This window comes from Hymenobacter telluris (assembly GCF_017313265.1).
Lineage (GTDB): Bacteria > Bacteroidota > Bacteroidia > Cytophagales > Hymenobacteraceae > Hymenobacter > Hymenobacter telluris.
Genome location: NZ_JAFLQZ010000014.1, coordinates 83305 through 103148 on the forward strand (window position 1 = coordinate 83305; position 19844 = coordinate 103148).

Genomic DNA, 19844 nt, shown 5'->3' on the forward strand with positions numbered 1-19844 from the left:
TGGCTAATAGCTCTATTACATCGTCTTCAAACAGGCTAACAGCTATCAGCCAATAGCTAACAGCTAGTAAATGAGTAATTTCTTTCAAACCAAGATAGAATACCTGCGCGGCGTGGGGCTGCAACGGGCCCAGCTGCTGCAAAAGGAGCTGAACCTGTTCACCTACGGCGACCTGATTCAGCGCTACCCCTTCCGCTACCTCGACCGCACGCAGTTCTACAATATCTGCGACCTGCACGATGAGTTGCCTTTCGTGCAGGTGAAAGGCATTTTGCGTAACCGCGAAGTGGTAGGCGAAGGCCCTAAAAAGCGCATGGTGGCCAAGGTAGCCGATGCCAGCGGCGAACTGGAGCTGGTGTGGTTTAAGGGCGTGAACTACCTGGAAAAGGTTATCAAGAACCATCAGGAGTACATTGTCTTCGGGAAACCGACCATGTTCAACGGGCGGCCCCAGATGGCACACCCCGAAATGGAGGAGGTAACCGAGGCCAAGCCGGGCCAGAGTTATCTGCAACCTGTTTACAACACCTCCGAAAAGCTCAAGAACTACCACCGCGTTGATAGCAAGGCTATTGCGCGCATGGTTTCCGACCTGCTAAAGCTGGCGCTGCCGCACGTGCACGAAACACTGTCGGCGGATTTGATCCGGCAGTACGGGTTAATGGACAAGGCCACGGCTTTACAGCAGATTCATTTCCCACAAAGCACCGATTTGCTGCAAGCGGCCCGGTTTCGGCTAAAGTTTGAGGAGCTGTTTTACGTGCAGCTCAAGCTGCTGCGCCAGCGCGACCAACGCAAAGTAGAGCTAGCCGGCCAGCTGTTCAAGGAAGTGCCCACGCTGGTACACTTCTATAAAAACGTGCTGCCTTTCGATCTGACCGGCGCCCAAAAACGGGTAATTCACGATATCTACAAGGATTTCTGCACCGGCAAGCAGATGAACCGCCTGTTGCAAGGCGACGTAGGCTCGGGCAAAACCATTGTGGCCTTCATTGCCATGCTCATGGCGGCCGATAATGGGGCGCAAAGCTGCTTGATGGCACCCACCGAAATCTTGGCGGACCAGCACTACATCGGGCTGAAGCAGTTTGCTGATTCACTGGGCATCAAGATTGGCAAGCTCACGGGCAGCACCCGCACCGCCGACCGACGCGTGTTGCACGAGCAGCTGCGGTCCGGCGAGATGCACATGCTGGTAGGTACGCACGCTTTGCTGGAAGACGTAGTGCAGTTCCGCAACCTGGGCCTTACCATCATGGATGAGCAGCACCGCTTTGGGGTAGCGCAACGTTCCAAGCTCTGGCAGAAAAATCCGCACATCATCCCGCACGTGCTGGTTATGACGGCCACGCCCATCCCGCGGACCTTGGCCATGACGCTGTACGGCGACCTGGACGTATCGGTAATTGATGAGTTGCCCGCGGGCCGCAAGCCTATTGTTACGGTGCACCGCTTCGACTCCAACCGGCTCAAGGTATTTGGTTTCCTGCGCGACCAAATCAAGCTGGGCCGGCAGGTGTACATTGTGTACCCACTGATTGAGGAAAGTGAGGCCATGGCCGACTATAAGGACCTCATGGACGGCTATGAGAGCATAGAGCGGGCATTTCCGGAGTTCCAGATCAGCATTGTACACGGGCGCATGAGTGCGGCCGAAAAGGACAGCGAGATGCAGCGCTTTGTGAAGCGCGAAACGCAGATTATGGTGGCTACCACCGTAATTGAGGTGGGCGTGAACGTGCCCAATGCGTCGGTGATGGTGATTGAGAGTACCGAGCGGTTCGGCCTTTCGCAGCTGCACCAGCTGCGGGGCCGGGTGGGGCGGGGTGCCGACCAAAGCTACTGCATCCTGATGAGCGGCTACAAGCTGAGCAAGGATTCGCGCACCCGCATCGAGACAATGGTACGCACCAACAACGGCTTCGAAATTGCCGACATCGACCTGAAGCTACGGGGCCCCGGCGACTTAATGGGCACCCAACAAAGTGGCGTACTCGACCTGCTGATTGCCGACCTAGCCAAAGACGGCCGTATCCTCACCGAGTCGAGGGCGGCGGCTCAACAACTGCTCAGCGAAGACCCCGGCCTCAACCTTCCCGAAAACGAAAATATTCGCCGTCATATTGAGAGCTTACCAGCAACGGCGGTGAACTGGAGCCGGATCAGCTAGCGGCATAGCGTAACTATTTGATGATCAGGCATGAAAAAGGCGGCTCATTAGAGCCGCCTGCTTGCGTAATAGTGTGGCCTGAAAGTGCCTAGCTACGGATGTTTAGCCTACAAATGACGGCTGGTTTGCGGCGCTTCCACGCTGCCATCGGCAGAGCGAAAAAAAGACGCCAGCTGCATAGAAATAGGATTTATTTCGGGTGCACGTTTCACAGCGATACGCTGGGTTTCTGCTTCTTTGGTCAGCTTACTAATAATGATGAGCGAGAAGAGCAGAGCGAGACGAAGATAGAATTTCATAGTTGGAATCAGGTCGCGGGCTGTAGTGGCCCGGCGGAACAAAGTTAAGGCCAAATTATTTCCTACGGTCGAAACGCAACGAAAAGAGCAGAAGCGCAGTGGAAGAAAAGCTTGGAAAACGCAATTTCAGCCCGTAAAGCCAGAAATTGAAAACCAAATACTTGTTGTAGTGCCATCATTTAGCAAGACAGTGTAATTTGGAATCGAGACCCTTTATGCATGAGGCCATCCAGATGTTTTCTGCAAATTTAACGAGTACGGGCGCTGAAAGTGAGCGGCACTTCGTTATGAAAGCATGAACTTTTTGTTGACTACTGGCAAATCTCTTTTTGAAACCAGGGCGTATACGGGATACTCCTACACTTGGATACCTTTGAAGAGTACATTTTTCTATTTTTTTCAAACTCTCGCTTTAATCCCATCCAGCTGTGCGTTTTAACTCTGTGCTAACTATTGGCTTACTGGCGTCTGCTTTGTTGCTCAACTCCGGTAGCATACAGGCTCAAAAGGTGAAATCAGCCGCTTTCACGTATCTACCGGAACAGTCAGACGACCGATATAACCAGCGCGTACCTAGCAAAACTTTACCGCTGGCCAAAGGCGGATTTATAATTTTAGCTCACAAATCGGCCAACGAATATGCCGTGGAGCGCTATGACGCCGACCTGAAACGCCAGTGGAGCACGCCGCTGCCACTGACCGCCGAGCAAGCCATTGAGGGGTTTGTAAGCAATGGTAGCCAAGCCTTAGTGGCGGTTTACGACAAGAGCGGCGCTACGCAAAGTATTTCGGCACAAGCCCTCGACCTAAGCAATGGGCAGAAGGCCGCCAGCAAAAAACTGACGGAAACTGGCCTTCGTGACCGGCGCCCCGGCGTGGCTTTCTCGCCCGACGGCACCAAGCTAGTTGCTTGGCGCTACCTCACGCGCAACACGCAAATCAAGTCGGTTAGCGCCAGCGTGTACGACGACAAGCTCAGCAAGCTCAAGGACCGCTCTTATGACTTCAATGACCAAGGCGCTTTCTTTTCCACTACCATCCACGTCGGCAACGATGGCAGCCAGTATGTGACGCTGGTGAGTGACGAAATGAAGAAGCTTACGGTTCGTCGTTACCTCAATACCAGTGCCGACATCAAGGTGATGTCGGTGGCCGTAGGCGGTACTTTTGGAGGCAAAGTGGTGAACGTATTCGACTCACGCTTTCTGCTGCTGCCCGACAACACCCTGTACGCCGCCGCCATCTGCAACGAGCGGGAAACCGGGGTGTACCATAGCTTGAAGGTGGTGAAGTTTGATTTCTCGGGCGAAGGCGACATGAAATTTGCGCCCGAATTTCTGTTCACCTCCGAGTACCTAGCGGAAACCAACAAGGCCACTGCCACCACCGCCAAGCGCCTTGAAGACGTGTACCTCACCGATTTGCTGCTCACCGACGACAAGCAGCTGGTTGTGGTGGGCGAGAAAAAGTACGAGGAAGGTGGCGACAACTCCCCCGGCCATACCCGCGAGCTGCACCTATTCGGGTACAACGAGTTTCAGTCGCCTACCTGGCACAGCATTATCGCCAAGGACCAGGTAGCGCCTGCTACGGAGGGTTTCAGCAGCATTGGTTATCGGGCGGCCGTTTTTGGTTCTGATGTGCAGCTTGTTACCTGGGAGAAGCTGAAAGGCAAGTCGGATTTATACCTGCGCCGCGTGAACGTGCAAACCGGCGTGGTGCAAGAGCCGAAAGGCTTGGGGTTGAATGTAGCCGCCGACCAAAATCCATCTTATGTGAAGGACTTTACAGCGTGGCTGGATGCCAAAACGATCATTGGTGTTAGCCGGCCCAGCAAGAAATCAGCCGCTCTGATGTTGAATAAGATTGTTGTCAAATAGAGCATAACTTCCATTTTAGCACGAATAAAAACGCCGCTTCTGCATGCAGAAGCGGCGTTTTTGTAAATACAACAGTCGGACGGCTTATGGAAAGATACCGAGCGACTGGTAGCTGACACCTATCTTCTCGATGGCCGCATAAAAAGCGGCGGTGCGTAGGTCGGTGATACCCTCTACCTCGTCCATCACCTTCCGGATGGATTGGTAAGCGGTAATCATGGTGTCTTCGAGCCCGGAACGCACCAAGTCAATTTCGTCGGCGCCGTGTATAATCAACTGGCGTTCTTCGGGTGTGACGGTTTTGCCGGTGGTGCGCTCAATGGTAGCCACCAAACGCCGCATTGCTCCTTCTTCAGCCCGCTTGCCCATGCGCCCAAAGCGCACGTTCGACAAGTTTTTCAGCCACTCGAAGTACGATACGGTTACGCCGCCAGCATTCAGGTACAGGTCAGGCAGAATTACTACGCCCCGCTCTAACAGAATCTTCTCAGCGGTTTGAGTGGTTGGCCCGTTTGCCCCTTCTGCAATTACTTTGGCTTTGACTTTGGCCGCGTTGCCCTCATGAATCTGGTTTTCCAGCGCGGCTGGTATCAGCACGTCGCACTCGTATTCCAGCAAGTCCAACGACTCAGCCACATCGGTTGCCCCTGGGAAGCCCAGAATCGAGCCGGTATTCTGGCGGTGCTTGAATACGGCAGCTACATCCAGCCCGGTTTCACTGTAGATACCGCCTTCCCGCTCGGCAATGCCGGTAATAAGAGCGCCATCAGCCTGGCAGAAATGTGCGGCGTAATAGCCTACGTTGCCCAAGCCCTGCACAATGATGCGCTTGCCTGCAATGCCGCTAGTGAGGCCTAACTTATCGAGAATTGGCTCATCGAGCAGCAGTTCACGCAAGCCATAAAACACGCCTAAGCCCGTGGCTTCCGTCCGGCCACGGATACCGCCCTGCCCTACTGGCTTGCCCGTTACGCAGCCCAAGGCGCTGGTATCACCGTACTTGAACGTCATGTACGTGTCGGCAATCCAGGCCATTTCCCGGCCACTGGTGCCATAGTCGGGGGCCGGCACGTCCATACCCGGACCAATGAGGTTCTTCTTGATTAGTTCGGTGGCGTAGCGCCGCGTAACGCGCTCCAGAATATTAACCGGGGTGGTACGAGGGTTGATTTTCACGCCGCCTTTGGCACCGCCAAACGGCACGTCTACTAAAGCGCATTTGAAGGTCATGAGGGTAGCCAGGGCCATTACCTCTTCTTCATCCACGTACACGCTGTAGCGGATACCGCCTTTGCTGGGCAGTTTGTGGTGGCTGTGCTGCACCCGGATTCCCTCGAACACCTGCACATGCCCGTCCACTTCCACCGGGAAGTTCACTTTGTAAATGCTGTTGCAGGCCCGTATCTGGGCAATGATGCCGGGGTCTAGCTTGGAAAAGCTGGCCGCATGGTCGTAAAACCGCAGCACGCTTTCGTAAAAGTCTTTACCCTGTACCTGTTCGTTGGCCATAGATGGTGGGGATTGAAGGTGGAGTATCTTTCTGCAAACGGCAGCCCGGCCGTTGGTGTTGTGCCTAAAACGCAGAAAGCCGCTCCCAAACCGGAAGCGGCTTTCTATCACTTATTTACCCAATGGAATTTAGACGCCACCAATACCTGCCAGTATCTTATGGCCACTAACTCCGCTTGCGCTGTAGGTTAATATGCGTACTCATTGGCGGTAATCAGCACGTCGGCAATGCGGCGGCGGGCTTCCTTGGCATTGTAGAGGTCGGCCTTGGTGAAGCGCTTAAGGCCCATAGCCAGCAGGCGCTGCTCGTCGCCTTCGGTCATGGTACCAATGGCGTCTTTGCCGAACTTGTTTACCTGGTCCACTGTGTCGTAGAGGTACACGCGGGCAATGTCAATTTGCGTGGCCAATGCCTCCTCGCCTTTCTCGCCAGCTTCTTTCTCTACGCGCAGCAACACGCTTTCCGCGGTGTAGACCTTGATGGCCATATCGGCAATGTTCATCAGCACTTCTTGCTCCTTAGCCAAGGAGTTCATGTACTTCTGAACAGCCGTGCCAGCCACCATCAGAATGGCTTTTTTCAGCTTAGAAATGGTTTTCTTCTCGGCGGCGAATAATCCGGTTTCCTCTTCCAGGTTGAAGTCCGGAATAGCCATCAGCTCCTGCTGCACGGCCTGGGCCGGTCCCATCAGGTCTAACTCGCCTTTCATGGCCTTCTTCAGGATCATGTCAACGGCCAGCATGCGGTTGATTTCGTTGGTGCCCTCGAAGATGCGGTTGATGCGCGAATCCCGGTAAGCACGGTCCATGGGATAGTCGGCCGAGAAGCCGTAGCCACCGTACACCTGCACGCCTTCATCCACCACGTAGTCAAGTACTTCGGAGCCTTCCACTTTCAACATGGCGCATTCCACGGCAAACTCGCGGGCAGCACCCAACAGCGCTTCATTGTGGCTCTGGCCTTTGGCCAGCAACTCCTGCTCCATGCGGGCAATGTCCATACCGGCGCGATAGATGGCCGATTCTACGGCGTAAATCCGCACGGCCTGCTGAGCCAGCTTGTATTTGATGGCGCCGAACTTGCTGATGGGCAGCTTGAACTGCACCCGCTCGTTCGCATACTTGATGCTCAGCGTAGAAGCCATTTTGGTGGCACCCAAGCAGGCCGCCGCCAGCTTGATGCGGCCAATGTTCAGGATGTTGAAAGCAATGAGGTGGCCTTTACCAATCTCGCCCAGCACCGCCGACTTCGGCACCTTCACATCGGATAGGAATACCTGGCGAGTTGAAGAGCCTTTGATGCCCATCTTGTGCTCCTCGTTGCCAAGACTCAGACCGGGGGTGTCGCGCTCCACGATGAAGCCAGTGAACTTGTCGCCGTCTACCTGCGCAAACACAATGAATACGTCGGCGAAACCGCCGTTCGTAATCCACATTTTCTGCCCGTTCAGCACGTAATACTCGCCATCTTCGGTCGGAATGGCCTTGGTTTTGGCACCCAACGCATCGGAGCCGGAACCGGGCTCGGTGAGGCAATAGGCCCCCATCAACTCGCCGTTGGTGAGGCCGGGCAGGTACTTATTTTTCTGCTCGTCGTTGCCGAAGTAGAGGATGGGCAGCATGGCAATGCCGGTGTGCGCCGCAAAGGCCACCGGGAACGAGTGGCCGCCGCCCACGCCTTCCGTCACGCGCAAGGAAGTAGTGAAGTCCATGTCCAGCCCGCCGTACTGCTCCGGAATGCTTACTCCGAACAGCCCCAGCTGGCCCGCTTTTTCCATCAGGCCGCGCATCAACCCTTCTTCGTGGTTGTCGAGGCGCTCCAGAAGAGGCTGCACTTCTTTCTCCACGAATTCCAGCGCGGTCTGGTGCATCATGTTCTGCTCTTCCGAAAAATCGGCGGGGGTGAATACGTCTTGCGCGTCGGTTTCCTTGATGATGAACTCGCCGCCTTTCACAAGCTTGTTGGTTACTTCCATGACCGTGAGTGAGGTGTTGATGTGAGAGGTTATATCGAAATAAGAGGCGAACTACTCGGCAAGCCGAGTATTATAGGCCAGAGCAGCCCGCTGTTTTGTTGTACCGAAAGATACAAAAATTTGTTATGCTTGCCGAGTATTTAACGAAAAGAAAACCCCGTTTGGTTCGGGGGTTTCTTTTCGTTGAAAAGATTACTTCAGCAGCTCGTAGATACCCGCTACGCCTTGGCCACCGCCTACGCAGGCGGTTACCATGCCGTACTTCTGGCCCCGGGCACGCAACTCGTGGAATAGCTGGATGCTGAGCTTGGCACCGGAACAGCCCAGCGGATGGCCCAGCGCAATAGCACCGCCATTCACGTTGAGCTTACTTTCGTCAATGTCCAATTCCCGGGTAATGGCAATCGACTGCGACGCAAAGGCCTCGTTCAGCTCAATCAGGTCAATATCTTGGAGCTTCATACCGGCCTGCTTCAGCGCCTTCGGAATAGCCTTGATGGGGCCCATGCCCATGATGCGCGGGTCGATGCCTTCGGTGGCGTAAGTAATCATGCGGGCAATGGGCTCCAGGTTCAGCTCCTTCACCATGCGCTCCGACATTACCAGCACGAAAGCCGCGCCGTCGGAAGTCTGCGACGAGTTGCCAGCCGTTACCGAGCCATTGGCAGCGAATACCGGCCGCAATTTGGCCAGCGCCTCCAGCGAGGTATCGGCGCGGGGGCCTTCGTCGGTATCCACTACGAAGGAGCGGTTTTTCTTTTTGCCGGTGGCCTGGTCGAGGTAGGTTTCCTCTACCGTGATGGGCACAATCTGCTCTTTGAACTTGCCTGCTTGAATAGCCTTAATAGCCTTCTGATGCGAGTTATACGCAAACTGGTCTTGGTCCTCACGCGACACTTTGTAGTCCTGCGCTACGGCTTCGGCGGTGAGGCCCATACCGAGGTAGTAGTCGGGGTGCTCTTTGGCGAGCTTGTAATTAGGCACGGTTTTCCAGCCGACGGTGGGCACCATGCTCATGCTCTCGGTACCACCGGCCACAATACAGTCGGCCATACCGGCCGTGATTTTGCTGGCCGCCATGGCAATGGTTTCCACACCAGAACCGCAATAACGATTCACGATGAGGCCTGATACGTTCATGGGCAAGGCCAACAGCGAAATCAGCCGGCCCATTTGCAGGCCTTGCTCGGCTTCTGGCACGGCGTTGCCCACCATCACGTCGTCGATGCGGGTGGGGTCGAGTTGAGGCACGGAGGCCACTAGGTGCTTGATGACGTCGGCGGCGAGGTCATCGGGGCGGGTGAAGCGGAAACCGCCGCGGTTGGCTTTGCCAACGGCCGTACGGTAGCCAGCTACGATATATGCATTCATGGTTTTGAGTCTTAGAGAAGGTGGGGAAGTAGAGGTTGGCTAGCTCCCCTCCTTAGAAAGGAGGGGTTGGGGGTGGTTGACTGGTTGAACGATGGTTAGAATTAGCTCTAATATTGTTCTGACGTCATTCAACCACCCCTAGCCCCTCCTTTCCAAGGAGGGGAACTAGTTTTTAGCTCTAGTTTCTCAAGGGTTTGCCGGTGGTCAGGATGCTCTGAATCCGCTCCAGCGTTTTCCGCTCGCCGGTGAGGCTGAGGAAGGCTTCGCGCTCCAGGTCCAGCAGGTACTGCTCCGATACTTCGGTGGGGCTGCTCAGGTCGCCGCCGCACATGATGTAGGCCAGCTTGTTGGCAATCTTCACGTCGTGGTCGGAGATGTAGCGGCCTTCCTTCATGGCGTGCACGCCGGTCAGGAACATGCCGAGGGCGCCTTTGCCTTGCACCTTGATGTTGGTTTTCTGCACGGGCTGCGTGTAGCCATCCTCGGCCAGTTCAATGGCTGCGGCTTTGGCTTGCGCAATGACGCGGTTGCTGTTCACCACTACCTCGTCGCCGCGGCGCAGGAAGCCTAAGTCGAAAGCTTCAGCAGCGGACGTCGAAACTTTGGCGGTGCTGATGGTCATGAAGGTGTTGCGGAGCAAATTGTACTCAGGCTCGCCTTCTTCGTACTTGGCCGCGGTGCGCAAGGTCATTTCCTTGGTGCCGCCGCCGCCTGGAATCAGGCCTACGCCGAATTCCACGAGGCCCATGTAGGTTTCCGCCGCTGCCACTACCCGGTCGCAGTGCAGGTTCAACTCGCAGCCACCCCCCAGGGCGAGGCCGTGCGGGGCACCTACCACCGGAATGCTGCTGTAGCGCATACGCATCATGGCCTGCTGGAACTGGGCAATCATCAGGTTCAGCTCGTCGTACTCCTGATCCAGCGCGAACATGTACACGAGGCCTAGGTTGGCCCCGGCCGAGAAGTTCGGGGCGTCGTTGCCGACTACCAGACCGCGGAAGTCCTTTTCGGCCAGTTCCACGCCTTTCAGCAAACCCTGAATTACGTCGGAGCCCAGCGCATTCATCTTGCTGTGGAACTCCACGTTCAGGATACCGTCGCCGAGGTCGAGCACCGAAGCACCGGCGTTTTTCCATACCACTTTGCCCGTGGCGCGCAGGTTGTCGAGGATGATGAAGTTTTCTACCCCCGGAATGGCTTTGTAGGCCTTGCTTTCGATATCGTAGAACTGCTTCACGCCCTGCTCGCTCACCTTATAGAAGCTGGTATGGCCGGCCGCCAGCATTTCCTGCACCCAGGGAGCTACGGTTTTACCCTCAGCCTGCGCCAGTTCCAGACCTTTCTGGACGCCCAGGGCATCCCAGGTTTCAAACGGACCCATTTCCCAGCCGAAGCCGGCGCGCAGGGCGTCGTCAATCTTGTAGAGCGAGTCGGTGATTTCCGGAATCCGGTTGCTCACGTAGGCGAACAGGCCCGCGAAGGTCTTGCGGTAGAAGTCGGCGGCCTTGTCTTTGCCGGCTACCAGCACTTTGAAACGGTCTGCCAGCTTCTCGATGGGCTTGGTGGTTTCCAGGGTGGCAAACTTCACCTTAGCGCTGGGCTTGTATTCCAGCGTAGCAAGGTCAAGCGCCTGGATTTCCGATTTGCCACCTTCGCCCCGTACTTTTTTGTAGAAGCCCTGGCCGGTTTTGTCGCCCAGCCACTTGTTCTCGGCCATCTTCTTGATGAAGTCGGGCAGCTGGAACACGGCCTTGGCTTCGTCGTTCGGCAGGTTTTGAGCGAGGCCGTTGGCTACGTTAATCATCGTATCCAAGCCTACCACGTCGGAGGTGCGGAACGTGGCCGACTTGGCGTGCCCGATAACCGGACCGGTGAGCTTGTCCACTTCCTCTACCGACAGGCCTAGCTGGCTCATCACCTGCACCACGTCCATGATGGCGAAAACGCCCACGCGGTTGGCAATGAAAGCGGGCGTGTCCTTGGCCAGTACGGTGGTTTTGCCCAGGTACAGGTCGCCGTAGTGCATCAGGAAATCAACAATGGCCGGATCAGTGTCCGGACTCGGGATGATTTCGAGCAGCTTCAGGTAGCGCGGCGGGTTGAAGAAGTGGGTGCCGCAGAAATACTTCTTGAAGTCGTCGGAGCGGCCCTCCGTCATCATGTGAATCGGGATGCCGCTGGTATTCGAGGTGATGAGCGTGCCGGGCTTACGGTACTGCTCTACTCGCTCGAATAAGCTCTTCTTGATATCGAGGCGCTCCACTACTACCTCAATCGTCCAGTCGCAGCCGGCAATATCCTTGAGGTTGTCGTCGAAGTTACCGGTCTTGATGCGCGAGACGTCGGTTTTGCGGTAGAGCGGCGAGGGGTTGGCTGCTACCGCCGCCTGCAACGAACTGTTCACGATGCGGTTCTTCACCGCCGGATTGTCGAGCTTCAGGCCTTTAGACTCTTCCGCGGGCAACAGTTCTTTGGGCGCAATATCGAGCAGCAATACCTGCACCCCGATGTTGGCAAAGTGGCACGCAATGCGCGAGCCCATCACACCGGAGCCCAGCACGGCTACTTTTTTGATGGTACGATTCATTCGTGGGTGAATATGAGTGGGAAAGTTTTTAAGCGGTTAGGACCAACTGAAGACTAATAGTTTTCATAAAAAGTACTCGTCATGCAGCGCTTATAGAAGCACAATGAGACCTTGGTTGTTCGGTGTGGCGCGTTACTGAAACGTGAGGGCAGCCAACCCGTTAGGTTAGGCCGGCGACTCAGAACGCAGAGGCTTCAGCACGAAATCATCGAAAAGGGTTTTGCCCTCAATCATGCCCGTAATCTGCCCCACTACTTTAAAGAACACGTCGAGCTGGTTTTGCGGGATTTTCTCGCGCACTTTCTGGTTGAAATGGCGTACCGTTTGGCGAGAAATTTCCTTGCCGCGCAAGCCTTCTTCGGTCAGGAAAATGCGCACCGAGCGTTTGTCCTGGGTATCAGCCTGCTTATAGATGAGGCCTTTCTCCTCCATGCTCCGCAGGATACGGGTGAGGCTGCGAGTTTCAAGGCCCAGCAGTGGGGCTATTTTAGTGGCAGGGGTACCGTTTTCCTGGTCGATGTTCAGCAGCACGAAGCCGATGCTCGTGGTGATGTCATACTTGCCAGCTTGGGTGTTGTACATGCGCGAAATGGCATGCCAAGCGACTTTGATGTTATAATCGACGGTTTCTTCAGGTTTCATGGTTGGGAGCAGCAAGTCCGGTAAACATACAGAAATATGTTATGCTTGCATACTAAGTTACAAGAAAAATGTTTTGTCCCGCTCGCGCTACTCATCTAACTTATTACAACCAAAACGGCCCTACTTTCCAACAAAAAGTAGGGCCGTTTCCGATGTTAGCGCCGTTCAGCCTGATGATAGAGGCTCTCGATTAACTCTTTGTTGTTTTCGGTGATAACCTTGCGTTTGACCTTCATGGTCGGGGTCATTTCGCCGGTATCTACGGTCCAAAGCTTAGGCAGCAGCGCAATTTTCTTCACCTGCTCCCACTGCGCAAAGCTGTTGTTGTACTTGTGCACTAAGTCTTCGTACATCTTCACCACTTTCTCGTTTTTCACGAGGTCTTCCGTGGAGCCATTGCTGTCTACCCCGTTGCGCTTGCACCAGCCTTTCAGCTCGTCGAAGGCAGGAATTACAAGGGCGGAAGCGAATTTCTGCCCGTCGCCAACCACCATGCACTGCTCTACCAGCGGCGACTCTTTGATTTTGCTTTCGAGTACCTGCGGGGCAATGTATTTGCCGCCCGAGGTCTTGAACATTTCCTTTTTACGGTCGGTGATTTTCAAGAACTTACCGTCCACAATCTCGCCGATGTCGCCAGTATGGAACCAGCCTTCTTCGTCGAACTCCTTGGCCGTTAGCTCGGGGTTGTTGTAGTAGCCCTTCATTACCGACTCCGATTTGGTAAGAATTTCGCCGTCCTTGGCAATTTTCACTTCGGTGTTATCAATAATGGGGCCTACGGTGCCAATCATGTTGTTTTCGGGCTCGTAGCCGCCCACGGCAATTACCGGTGAGGTTTCGGTGAGGCCGTAGCCTTCCATCACCCGAATGCCGCCGGCCCAGAACACCCGCGCTAAGCGAGGCTGCAACGCCCCACCACCGCTTACAATGCAGCGCAGGTTACCGCCTAGTGCCTCACGCCATTTGCTGAAGATGAGCTTGTTGGCCAGCGCCAGTTGGGTGTTGTACAGGAAACCGTTGTCTTTTTGGTTGTCGTACTTCAAACCCAGGTCCAGGGCCCAGAAAAACAGGCTTTTCTTGATGCCCGTTTGCTCGTGGCCTTTCGCTACAATCTTGTCGTACACCTTTTCCAGCAGGCGCGGCACGGTGGTGAAGATTTCGGGCTTCACCTCGCGTAGGTTCTCGGCAATGGTTTCCATGCTCTCGGCGTAATAAATGCTTACGCCGTTGATGAGGTAGATATAGGTTACCATCCGCTCGAAAATGTGGCACAACGGCAGGAAACTCAACGCCTTATCTTCCTTCGTGACGGGCACGAAGCGTTGCGCGTTGCGGCAGTTACTGAGGATGTTGTTGTGGCTCAGCATCACGCCTTTGGGCTTACCGGTAGTACCGCTGGTGTAGATGAGCGTCAGTAGGTCGTCGGGCTGCACGGCGGCTTTCAGGGGCTCCAGGTCGGCGGGGTTGCCTTGCTTGCCGAGCTCCAGCAACTCCGAGAAGTGCCGGGCTCCTTCCACTTTATCGAAAGTGAATACATTCTGAGCCGGAATATCCATGCCCTGAATGGCTTCAAGCACCTTCTCCAGCAGCTTTTTATCGGATACAAAAACGGCTTTCACGCCGGCATCAGCGAAGATATACTTGTAATCTTCCACCGTAATGCTCGGGTACATGGGCACGCTGGTAGCGCCCAGCTGTGCAATTCCAAAGTCGGCGAACATCCACTCGGGGCGGTTCATGGAGATGATAGCCACCTTGTCGTCTTTCCCAACCCCGAGGCTCCGTAGGCCCAAACTGACCCGATTAGCTTGTTCCACCACGGTATCGGTGCTGATGGGCACGTATTTACCATCTATTTTGGCGGCGAAACAGTTAGGCTTGTTGTACTTCTGTTGCAGTTGCGTTAGTACATCGAAGGAACGACGAATGTCCATGAGATAGGGCAGGATTGGGGTAGGCAGAGAAGGGCAGGTTCCGAAACAGGCGTGCGCATAGCAGCCACGCAGGAACAACTGCCTTAAATAACCACTTTTTTTTCTTGTAAAGTTTAGCTTCCGGTCTACTCATACGTGCTAAGTGTGGCGTATGGCGGCATTTACTGTAGCTTTGTTGCAGTTCGCACTGTTCGCGCCCGATGAATCTGGCTATCTTTTTTGACCCGCTCGCCGAAGAGCTAGTTTCCTCTGCTTTTTCCGCTACCACGCTAGCGGCCCGCGTGACGCCGTTTTTGAGCGTGTTCCCCGACTGGCGCGCTGCCGATTTAGCCGTTATCGGGCTGGATGAATGGCGGGGCAGTGCCGCCGGGGCACCAGCCACGCACGGCGCCGATGAGGTGCGCCGCCGCTTCTACCAGCTCCAGAAAGGTGCTGGGGTGGTTCGGTTAGCCGATTTAGGCAATCTGCGGCCGGGCCTGACCCTGGAAGACACTTACCAACGGCTGCGTGAAATTATCAGCGCCTTGCTCGAACACGGCACTGTGCCCATTCTGCTGGGTGGCTCCCACGACCTCGACTACGGGCAGTTTCTGGCCTATGAAACGCTGGAGCGCACCGTAAGCTTTGCCACTATTGATGCAAGGGTGGACATGGCTGAGCAGGATGGCTCCCGGCCCGAAGACAGCCATTTGCGCCGCATGCTGATGCACGAGCCCAACTTCCTGTTCAGCTTTGCGCAGCTGGCGCACCAGCAATACCTGGTAGCGCCCGATGTACTGGCGGCCTTGCAGCAGATGCACTTCGACCGGCTACGGCTGGGGCAAGTCCGCGACGATATTCGGCAGGCGGAGCCGCTGCTGCGCCACGCCGACTTTGTGAGCTTCGATATTGCGGCCATTCGCTGGAACGATGCACCGGGCTACTACCCTGCCAACCCCTTCGGGCTCACCAACGAGGAAGCCGCCAAGCTGGCCTGGTACGCCGGCCTCAACGACCGGCTCACGTCGTTCGGGCTCTACGGCTACCGTCCCGACCACGACTCGCACGGGCTGGCCGCCTCGGTGCTGGCTACTATGCTATGGTACTTTGTGGAAGGCTACTATCACCGCTGCCCTGAGCCCGATTTCCAAAGCAAGCGCTACATCCGCTACGCGGTAGGGTTACCCGATTCGCGCGAAACACCTGGCAAGCTGGTTTTCTACAAATCCAAGCACACCGAAAAATGGTGGCTGGAAGTGGAAAGCCTTGCTAACAGTAGCGTGAAGCGCATTATTCCGTGCTCCTACGAAGACTACATTCACGCCGCCCAGGGCGACATGCCTAACCGGTGGTTTCTGACCCAGGCGCTGCTTGGGTAATTGGTTTTTCGTTATTTGCTTTTCGTTTTTGGTGTGGCTTCACCCTTTTCAGCTGTCTTGCCCGCATGAATGATCTTTCATCGTTGGAGACGAACAACGAAAAACCCACAGCGGAAAACGCTCTGCCGGTGTATTCGCGCGGCCAACTCGCGTTGCGTAATGGCCAGGACCGGGACGAAATCTGGGTGGCATACCAAGGGCTGATATACGATGTCAGCCGCTCGCGCCTCTGGAAACGGGGCAACCACTACGAGCACTGGGCCGGCCAGGACCTGACCCGGGAATTAGACCACGACGCGCCCCACAACGCCAACGTATTCGATAAATTCACGGTTATTGGGCGGCTGGGGTAAATGAATTGGCGCACCTGAGAGTCAGGAAACAGCCCGTACTGCTGTTCCGCATCCGGCTCTTTTAGTGGCCTGCCGCTCCAGTCTCTTTTTGCTCTTTACTTTCTCATCCTCTTTTACAATGTCCACCGAAAGCCCTTCTTACTTCGACCACCTGGAAACCCTTTCAACGCACCATCTCCTGGCCGGCATGAATAGCGTCGACCAGACGGTGCCGCAGGCGGTAGCCAAGGCGCTGCCGCAGCTAGAGGCATTGGTAGAAGCCACGGTGGCCCGGCTGGGTAAAGGCGGCCGGCTGTTTTACATCGGGGCGGGTACCAGTGGGCGGCTGGGGGTGCTCGATGCCTCAGAGTGCCCGCCCACGTTTGGGGTGCCGCACGGCGTAGTGGTAGGCCTGATTGCCGGCGGCGACACCGCCATCCGCAAAGCCGTAGAAAACGCCGAGGACGACGCTGAACAGGCCTGGCGCGACCTAGAGGCATACAACATCAACGACCAGGATATTGTGGTGGGCATTGCCGCTTCGGGCCGTACGCCGTACGTAATTGGGGGGCTCGAACAGGCCCGTAAGCACGGCTTAGCCACGGGCTGCATCGTCTGCAATGCCGGCTCGGCGGTGGCTGCGGCGGCTGAGTTTCCAGTGGAAGTGGTAACGGGGCCGGAGTTCGTGACGGGCAGCACGCGCCTGAAGGCTGGCACCGCGCAGAAACTGGCGCTCAATATGCTTACCACCGCCACGTTTATCCGGCTAGGCCGCGTGAAGGGCAACAAGATGGTGGATATGCAGCTTTCCAACGCCAAGCTAGTAGACCGGGGCGAGCGGATGCTGATGGACGAGCTAGGAATCGAGCAGGATGCCGCGGCGACGCTGCTCCGGCAGCACGGCTCGGTGCGGGCGGCGCTGGATGCACAGAAGCACTAACCAGTGAAGTAATGCATGTCTATCGGTTATACAGCACATATTCTGTCTGGTTTATAATAGCAATAGTGCTAATGCAGGGCCTTCTGCTGCGTTTTGCCTGGCAGCTAGAGCCTAACGACCCTATCATGGGTATTGCAGATGCTGGGTTTCTTCTGCTCCCGTGGAGCATCTTCCTAATTATAGCCGGCTGGCTCAGCCTGCGAAATAGACGCCGGCTGAGCAGTATTATTCTCTTATTGTTAGGCTTACCCGAACTGTTTATAGGAACTTGGTCGCTATATATGTGGACGTTATAATGCGGTTTTCTTTTAGCTGAACACATTGCTTCTGCTTGTCGTTCTGAGGAAGAAGTAATCTGTAGCTCCATGCACACCATTGAACCTCACTACGCCTGGATCGAGCAATATTCGGCTTCCGAAGATCCCCGCTCGCCGCTCTTTGAAGCTGAAAACAGCCTCGACAGCTACGTAAATACCATTTACGGCTACTACATTCATCCGCAGTGGGACAGTCTCGACTCGGATACCCTGTTTCTGAAAATCCTGTTCGTTGACTACGAGCTGGGTATTGCCGTCATCGAGTTTATTGGCGAGTGGAACGACGCTATTGAAAACGATATCATGCACCTCAAGCGCAACATCATTGATTTGATGACGCACGAGGGCATCCGCAAATTCATTCTGGTGGGCGAAAACGTGTTCAACTTCCACGGCTCCGAAGACGACTACTACGAGGAATGGTTCGAGGATGTGGAAGACGGCTGGATTGCGGCCGTGAACTTCCAGGAGCACGTTATCCGCGAGATGCGCCAGTACAACATCGACAACTACGTGAACTTTGGCGGCCAGCTTGATGAGCTGCCGTGGCGGACCTACACCCCACGCAAATTGTTTGAGGTGGTAGATGGACTGCTTAGCCGCCGGCTAGGTTGATGCCGGGAGCAATATCCCTGCAAACTCTCCATCCCACGAATTTATAAAAGCAAAAAGGGGCTCCCCGTATGGGGAGCCCCTTTTGCGTCTAAAGAGACCAGCAGAAATTACTGAGCTGGAGTCGTAGCAGGAGCGGTAGTTGCTGGAGCGTCGGTAGCGTCAGCAGCATCTTCCATTTTGTCGGCAGTTGCATCAGCAGAGTCACGAACGGCATCAGCCTGCTCTTCCATAGCGTCAGCTTTGGCTTCGCCAGCAGCTTCTACGTTTTCAGCACCAGCTTCCTGAGCGTTTTCAGTTTTGCTGTCGCAAGAAGCGAAGGTGAACGAAGCAGCAGCCAGGGCGAGGAACAATACTTTTTTCATGGTAGGGGGTTGTTTGGAAATTGAAAGTCGTTTTTGAGGTGCAATTCAACCGTTTCACTTAAGCGCCACGACGAATTACACAGCTTTATACACGAGCCTGCAATAGGTAACCCGCCATTTCAAAAAAATTATTTCCGACCCGTTATTTTTTCCGGAAGATGATGCCAATCGGTACGCCAGTGAAGTTGAAATGCTCACGCAGGCGGTTTTCCAGGTACCGAACGTAGCTCTCCCGTACGTACTGCGGCAGGTTGCAGAAGAAAGCAAACACCGGATTGTGCGTGGGCAGCTGGGTTACGTACTTGATGCGCACCATTTTGCCTTTGGTAGCCGGCGGCGGATATTTCTCGATTTCCTTCAGCATCACTTCATTGAGCTGGGAAGTCGGGATTTTACGGCGCTTATTTTCGTACACGTCAATGGCCGTTTCGATGGCCTTGTGCACGCGCTGCTTGGTGAGCACCGAGGTGAAGATGATGGGCGGATAGGCAATCGGCGCAATCTTCTCGTAGATTTTCTCTTCGAATTCCTTGGCCGTATTGGTTTCCTTGTTCTCAATCAGGTCCCACTTGTTCACCAGAATCACGATGCCCTTGCGGTTCTTATCGGCCAGGCCGATGATGTTCACGTCCTGCGCCTCAATGCCGCGGGTGGCATCCAGCATCACTACGCATACGTCGGCCTCTTCCAAGGCCCGGATGGAACGCAGCACGGAGTAGAACTCTACGTCTTCGTGCACTTTGGTTTTGCGGCGCAAACCGGCAGTATCCACCAGAATAAACTCGTTGCCGAAGGCGTTGTAACGCGCCTGAATAGAGTCGCGGGTGGTGCCAGCTACGTCGGTTACGATGCTCCGCTCAGTGCCAAGCAGCAGGTTCACGAAGCTGGACTTGCCCACGTTGGGGCGGCCTACTACGGCTATTTTCGGAATGCCCAGGTCGGGGTCTTCCACGCCTTCTTCCTGGAAATGGCTAACCACCATATCGAGCAGGTCGCCGGTACCGGAACCGCTGGCCGAGGAAATCGGGAATATCTCGCCGTCGCCAACACCTAAGGCATAAAACTCGCCGGAAGTGTGAATACGGGCGTTGGTATCGGCCTTGTTGGCCACAATGTAGATGGGCTTTTTGCCCTGGTAGCGACGCAGCACATTGGCAAATTCTTCGTCGAGGCTGTGCACGCCGGCCATGGCATCCACCATAAACAGCACCACGTCGGCCTCGTCGATGGCTAGCTTCACCTGCTTGTTGATTTCGCCTTCGAAAATATCGTCGGAGTTGTGCACGTACCCACCCGTATCAATTACGGTGTAGTATTTGCCGGTCCAGTCGCCGTAGCCGTAGTGCCGGTCGCGGGTTACGCCGCTTTCATCGTCCATGATGGCCTTGCGCTGGCCAACGAGGCGGTTGAAGAGGGTGGATTTGCCCACATTGGGCCGCCCCACAATAGCAATTGTGTTTTTCATTGGTTCTGACTCCAGCCGCCGGCCCGACCAAGTTCGGCAGTGCCCGGAGTAGTTAAGTGAAGAATGGTCGGAGGTTTTTAGTGC

General features: G+C 55.3%; 15 protein-coding genes and 1 tRNA gene. 7 read left to right on the forward strand and 9 right to left on the reverse strand.

Annotated features, from left to right (window positions below; all coding sequences use genetic code 11):
• Positions 1–70: 70 nt before the first annotated feature.
• Positions 71–2170 carry an ATP-dependent DNA helicase RecG gene (recG, locus tag J0X19_RS18070; RefSeq protein WP_206985820.1) on the forward strand — a complete coding sequence of 700 codons (2100 nt, stop codon included), beginning with the start codon at positions 71–73 and terminating at the stop codon, positions 2168–2170.
• 107 nt (positions 2171–2277) lie between these two features.
• Here the strand turns inward: recG and J0X19_RS18075 are convergent, their stop codons facing one another.
• Positions 2278–2469 carry a hypothetical protein gene (locus J0X19_RS18075; protein WP_206985821.1) on the reverse strand — a complete coding sequence of 64 codons (192 nt, stop codon included), beginning with the start codon at positions 2467–2469 and terminating at the stop codon, positions 2278–2280.
• A 428-nt stretch (positions 2470–2897) separates the two neighbouring features.
• Here J0X19_RS18075 and J0X19_RS18080 point away from each other — a divergent pair, with 428 nt between their 5' ends.
• Positions 2898–4349, forward strand: a complete 1452-nt coding sequence (locus J0X19_RS18080; RefSeq protein WP_206985822.1) for a hypothetical protein — start codon at positions 2898–2900, stop codon at positions 4347–4349.
• An 84-nt stretch (positions 4350–4433) separates the two neighbouring features.
• Here the strand turns inward: J0X19_RS18080 and J0X19_RS18085 are convergent, their stop codons facing one another.
• From J0X19_RS18085 to J0X19_RS18095, 3 genes are all read right to left on the reverse strand, one after another.
• Entirely contained in the window at positions 4434–5858 is a 1425-nt protein-coding gene (locus tag J0X19_RS18085) for a Glu/Leu/Phe/Val family dehydrogenase (protein ID WP_206985823.1), read from the reverse strand.
• Positions 5859–6046: 188 nt separating this feature from the next.
• Complete coding sequence (locus J0X19_RS18090; RefSeq protein ID WP_206985824.1) at positions 6047–7834, reverse strand: acyl-CoA dehydrogenase family protein; 1788 nt, start codon at positions 7832–7834, stop codon at positions 6047–6049.
• Positions 7835–8026: 192 nt separating this feature from the next.
• A complete protein-coding gene (locus J0X19_RS18095; protein WP_206985825.1) occupies positions 8027–9205 on the reverse strand; it encodes an acetyl-CoA C-acyltransferase in 1179 nt (392 codons plus the stop codon).
• Between the two features lie 22 nt (positions 9206–9227).
• Between J0X19_RS18095 and J0X19_RS18100 the strand changes: the two genes are divergently transcribed.
• A tRNA-Ser gene (locus J0X19_RS18100) sits at positions 9228–9360 on the forward strand.
• Between the two features lie 23 nt (positions 9361–9383).
• On the opposite strand, the gene J0X19_RS18105 is transcribed toward J0X19_RS18100, so the two are convergent.
• The 3 genes from J0X19_RS18105 to J0X19_RS18115 all read right to left on the reverse strand — a co-directional run bounded on the left by J0X19_RS18105 (position 9384) and on the right by J0X19_RS18115 (position 14371).
• A complete protein-coding gene (locus J0X19_RS18105) occupies positions 9384–11792 on the reverse strand; it encodes a 3-hydroxyacyl-CoA dehydrogenase/enoyl-CoA hydratase family protein (protein WP_206985826.1) in 2409 nt (802 codons plus the stop codon).
• Between the two features lie 165 nt (positions 11793–11957).
• The gene (locus tag J0X19_RS18110) at positions 11958–12434 is read right to left on the reverse strand and encodes a MarR family winged helix-turn-helix transcriptional regulator (RefSeq protein ID WP_022825431.1); all 477 of its coding nucleotides are present in this window, start codon (positions 12432–12434) and stop codon (positions 11958–11960) included.
• A 155-nt stretch (positions 12435–12589) separates the two neighbouring features.
• Positions 12590–14371, reverse strand: coding sequence for an AMP-dependent synthetase/ligase (locus tag J0X19_RS18115; protein ID WP_206985827.1), 1782 nt, complete (start codon positions 14369–14371; stop codon positions 12590–12592).
• A gap of 200 nt (positions 14372–14571) precedes the next feature.
• Here J0X19_RS18115 and J0X19_RS18120 point away from each other — a divergent pair, with 200 nt between their 5' ends.
• From J0X19_RS18120 to J0X19_RS18135, 4 genes are all read left to right on the forward strand, one after another.
• The gene (locus J0X19_RS18120; protein WP_206985828.1) at positions 14572–15729 is read left to right on the forward strand and encodes a formimidoylglutamase; all 1158 of its coding nucleotides are present in this window, start codon (positions 14572–14574) and stop codon (positions 15727–15729) included.
• A 65-nt stretch (positions 15730–15794) separates the two neighbouring features.
• Complete coding sequence (locus J0X19_RS18125; RefSeq protein WP_206985829.1) at positions 15795–16082, forward strand: cytochrome b5 domain-containing protein; 288 nt, start codon at positions 15795–15797, stop codon at positions 16080–16082.
• Positions 16083–16200: 118 nt separating this feature from the next.
• Positions 16201–17001 (forward strand): N-acetylmuramic acid 6-phosphate etherase, encoded by an 801-nt coding sequence (gene murQ / locus J0X19_RS18130; RefSeq protein ID WP_206985830.1) that lies wholly within the window; start codon positions 16201–16203, stop codon positions 16999–17001.
• A gap of 365 nt (positions 17002–17366) precedes the next feature.
• On the forward strand, positions 17367–17933 hold the full coding sequence (locus J0X19_RS18135) for a hypothetical protein (protein WP_206985831.1): 567 nt from the start codon (positions 17367–17369) through the stop codon (positions 17931–17933).
• A gap of 107 nt (positions 17934–18040) precedes the next feature.
• Here the strand turns inward: J0X19_RS18135 and J0X19_RS18140 are convergent, their stop codons facing one another.
• Together J0X19_RS18140 and der are read right to left on the reverse strand one after the other, a co-directional pair.
• Complete coding sequence (locus J0X19_RS18140) at positions 18041–18295, reverse strand: hypothetical protein (RefSeq protein ID WP_206985832.1); 255 nt, start codon at positions 18293–18295, stop codon at positions 18041–18043.
• Positions 18296–18437: 142 nt separating this feature from the next.
• Positions 18438–19760, reverse strand: a complete 1323-nt coding sequence (gene der, locus J0X19_RS18145; protein WP_206985833.1) for a ribosome biogenesis GTPase Der — start codon at positions 19758–19760, stop codon at positions 18438–18440.
• Positions 19761–19844: the final 84 nt, after the last annotated feature.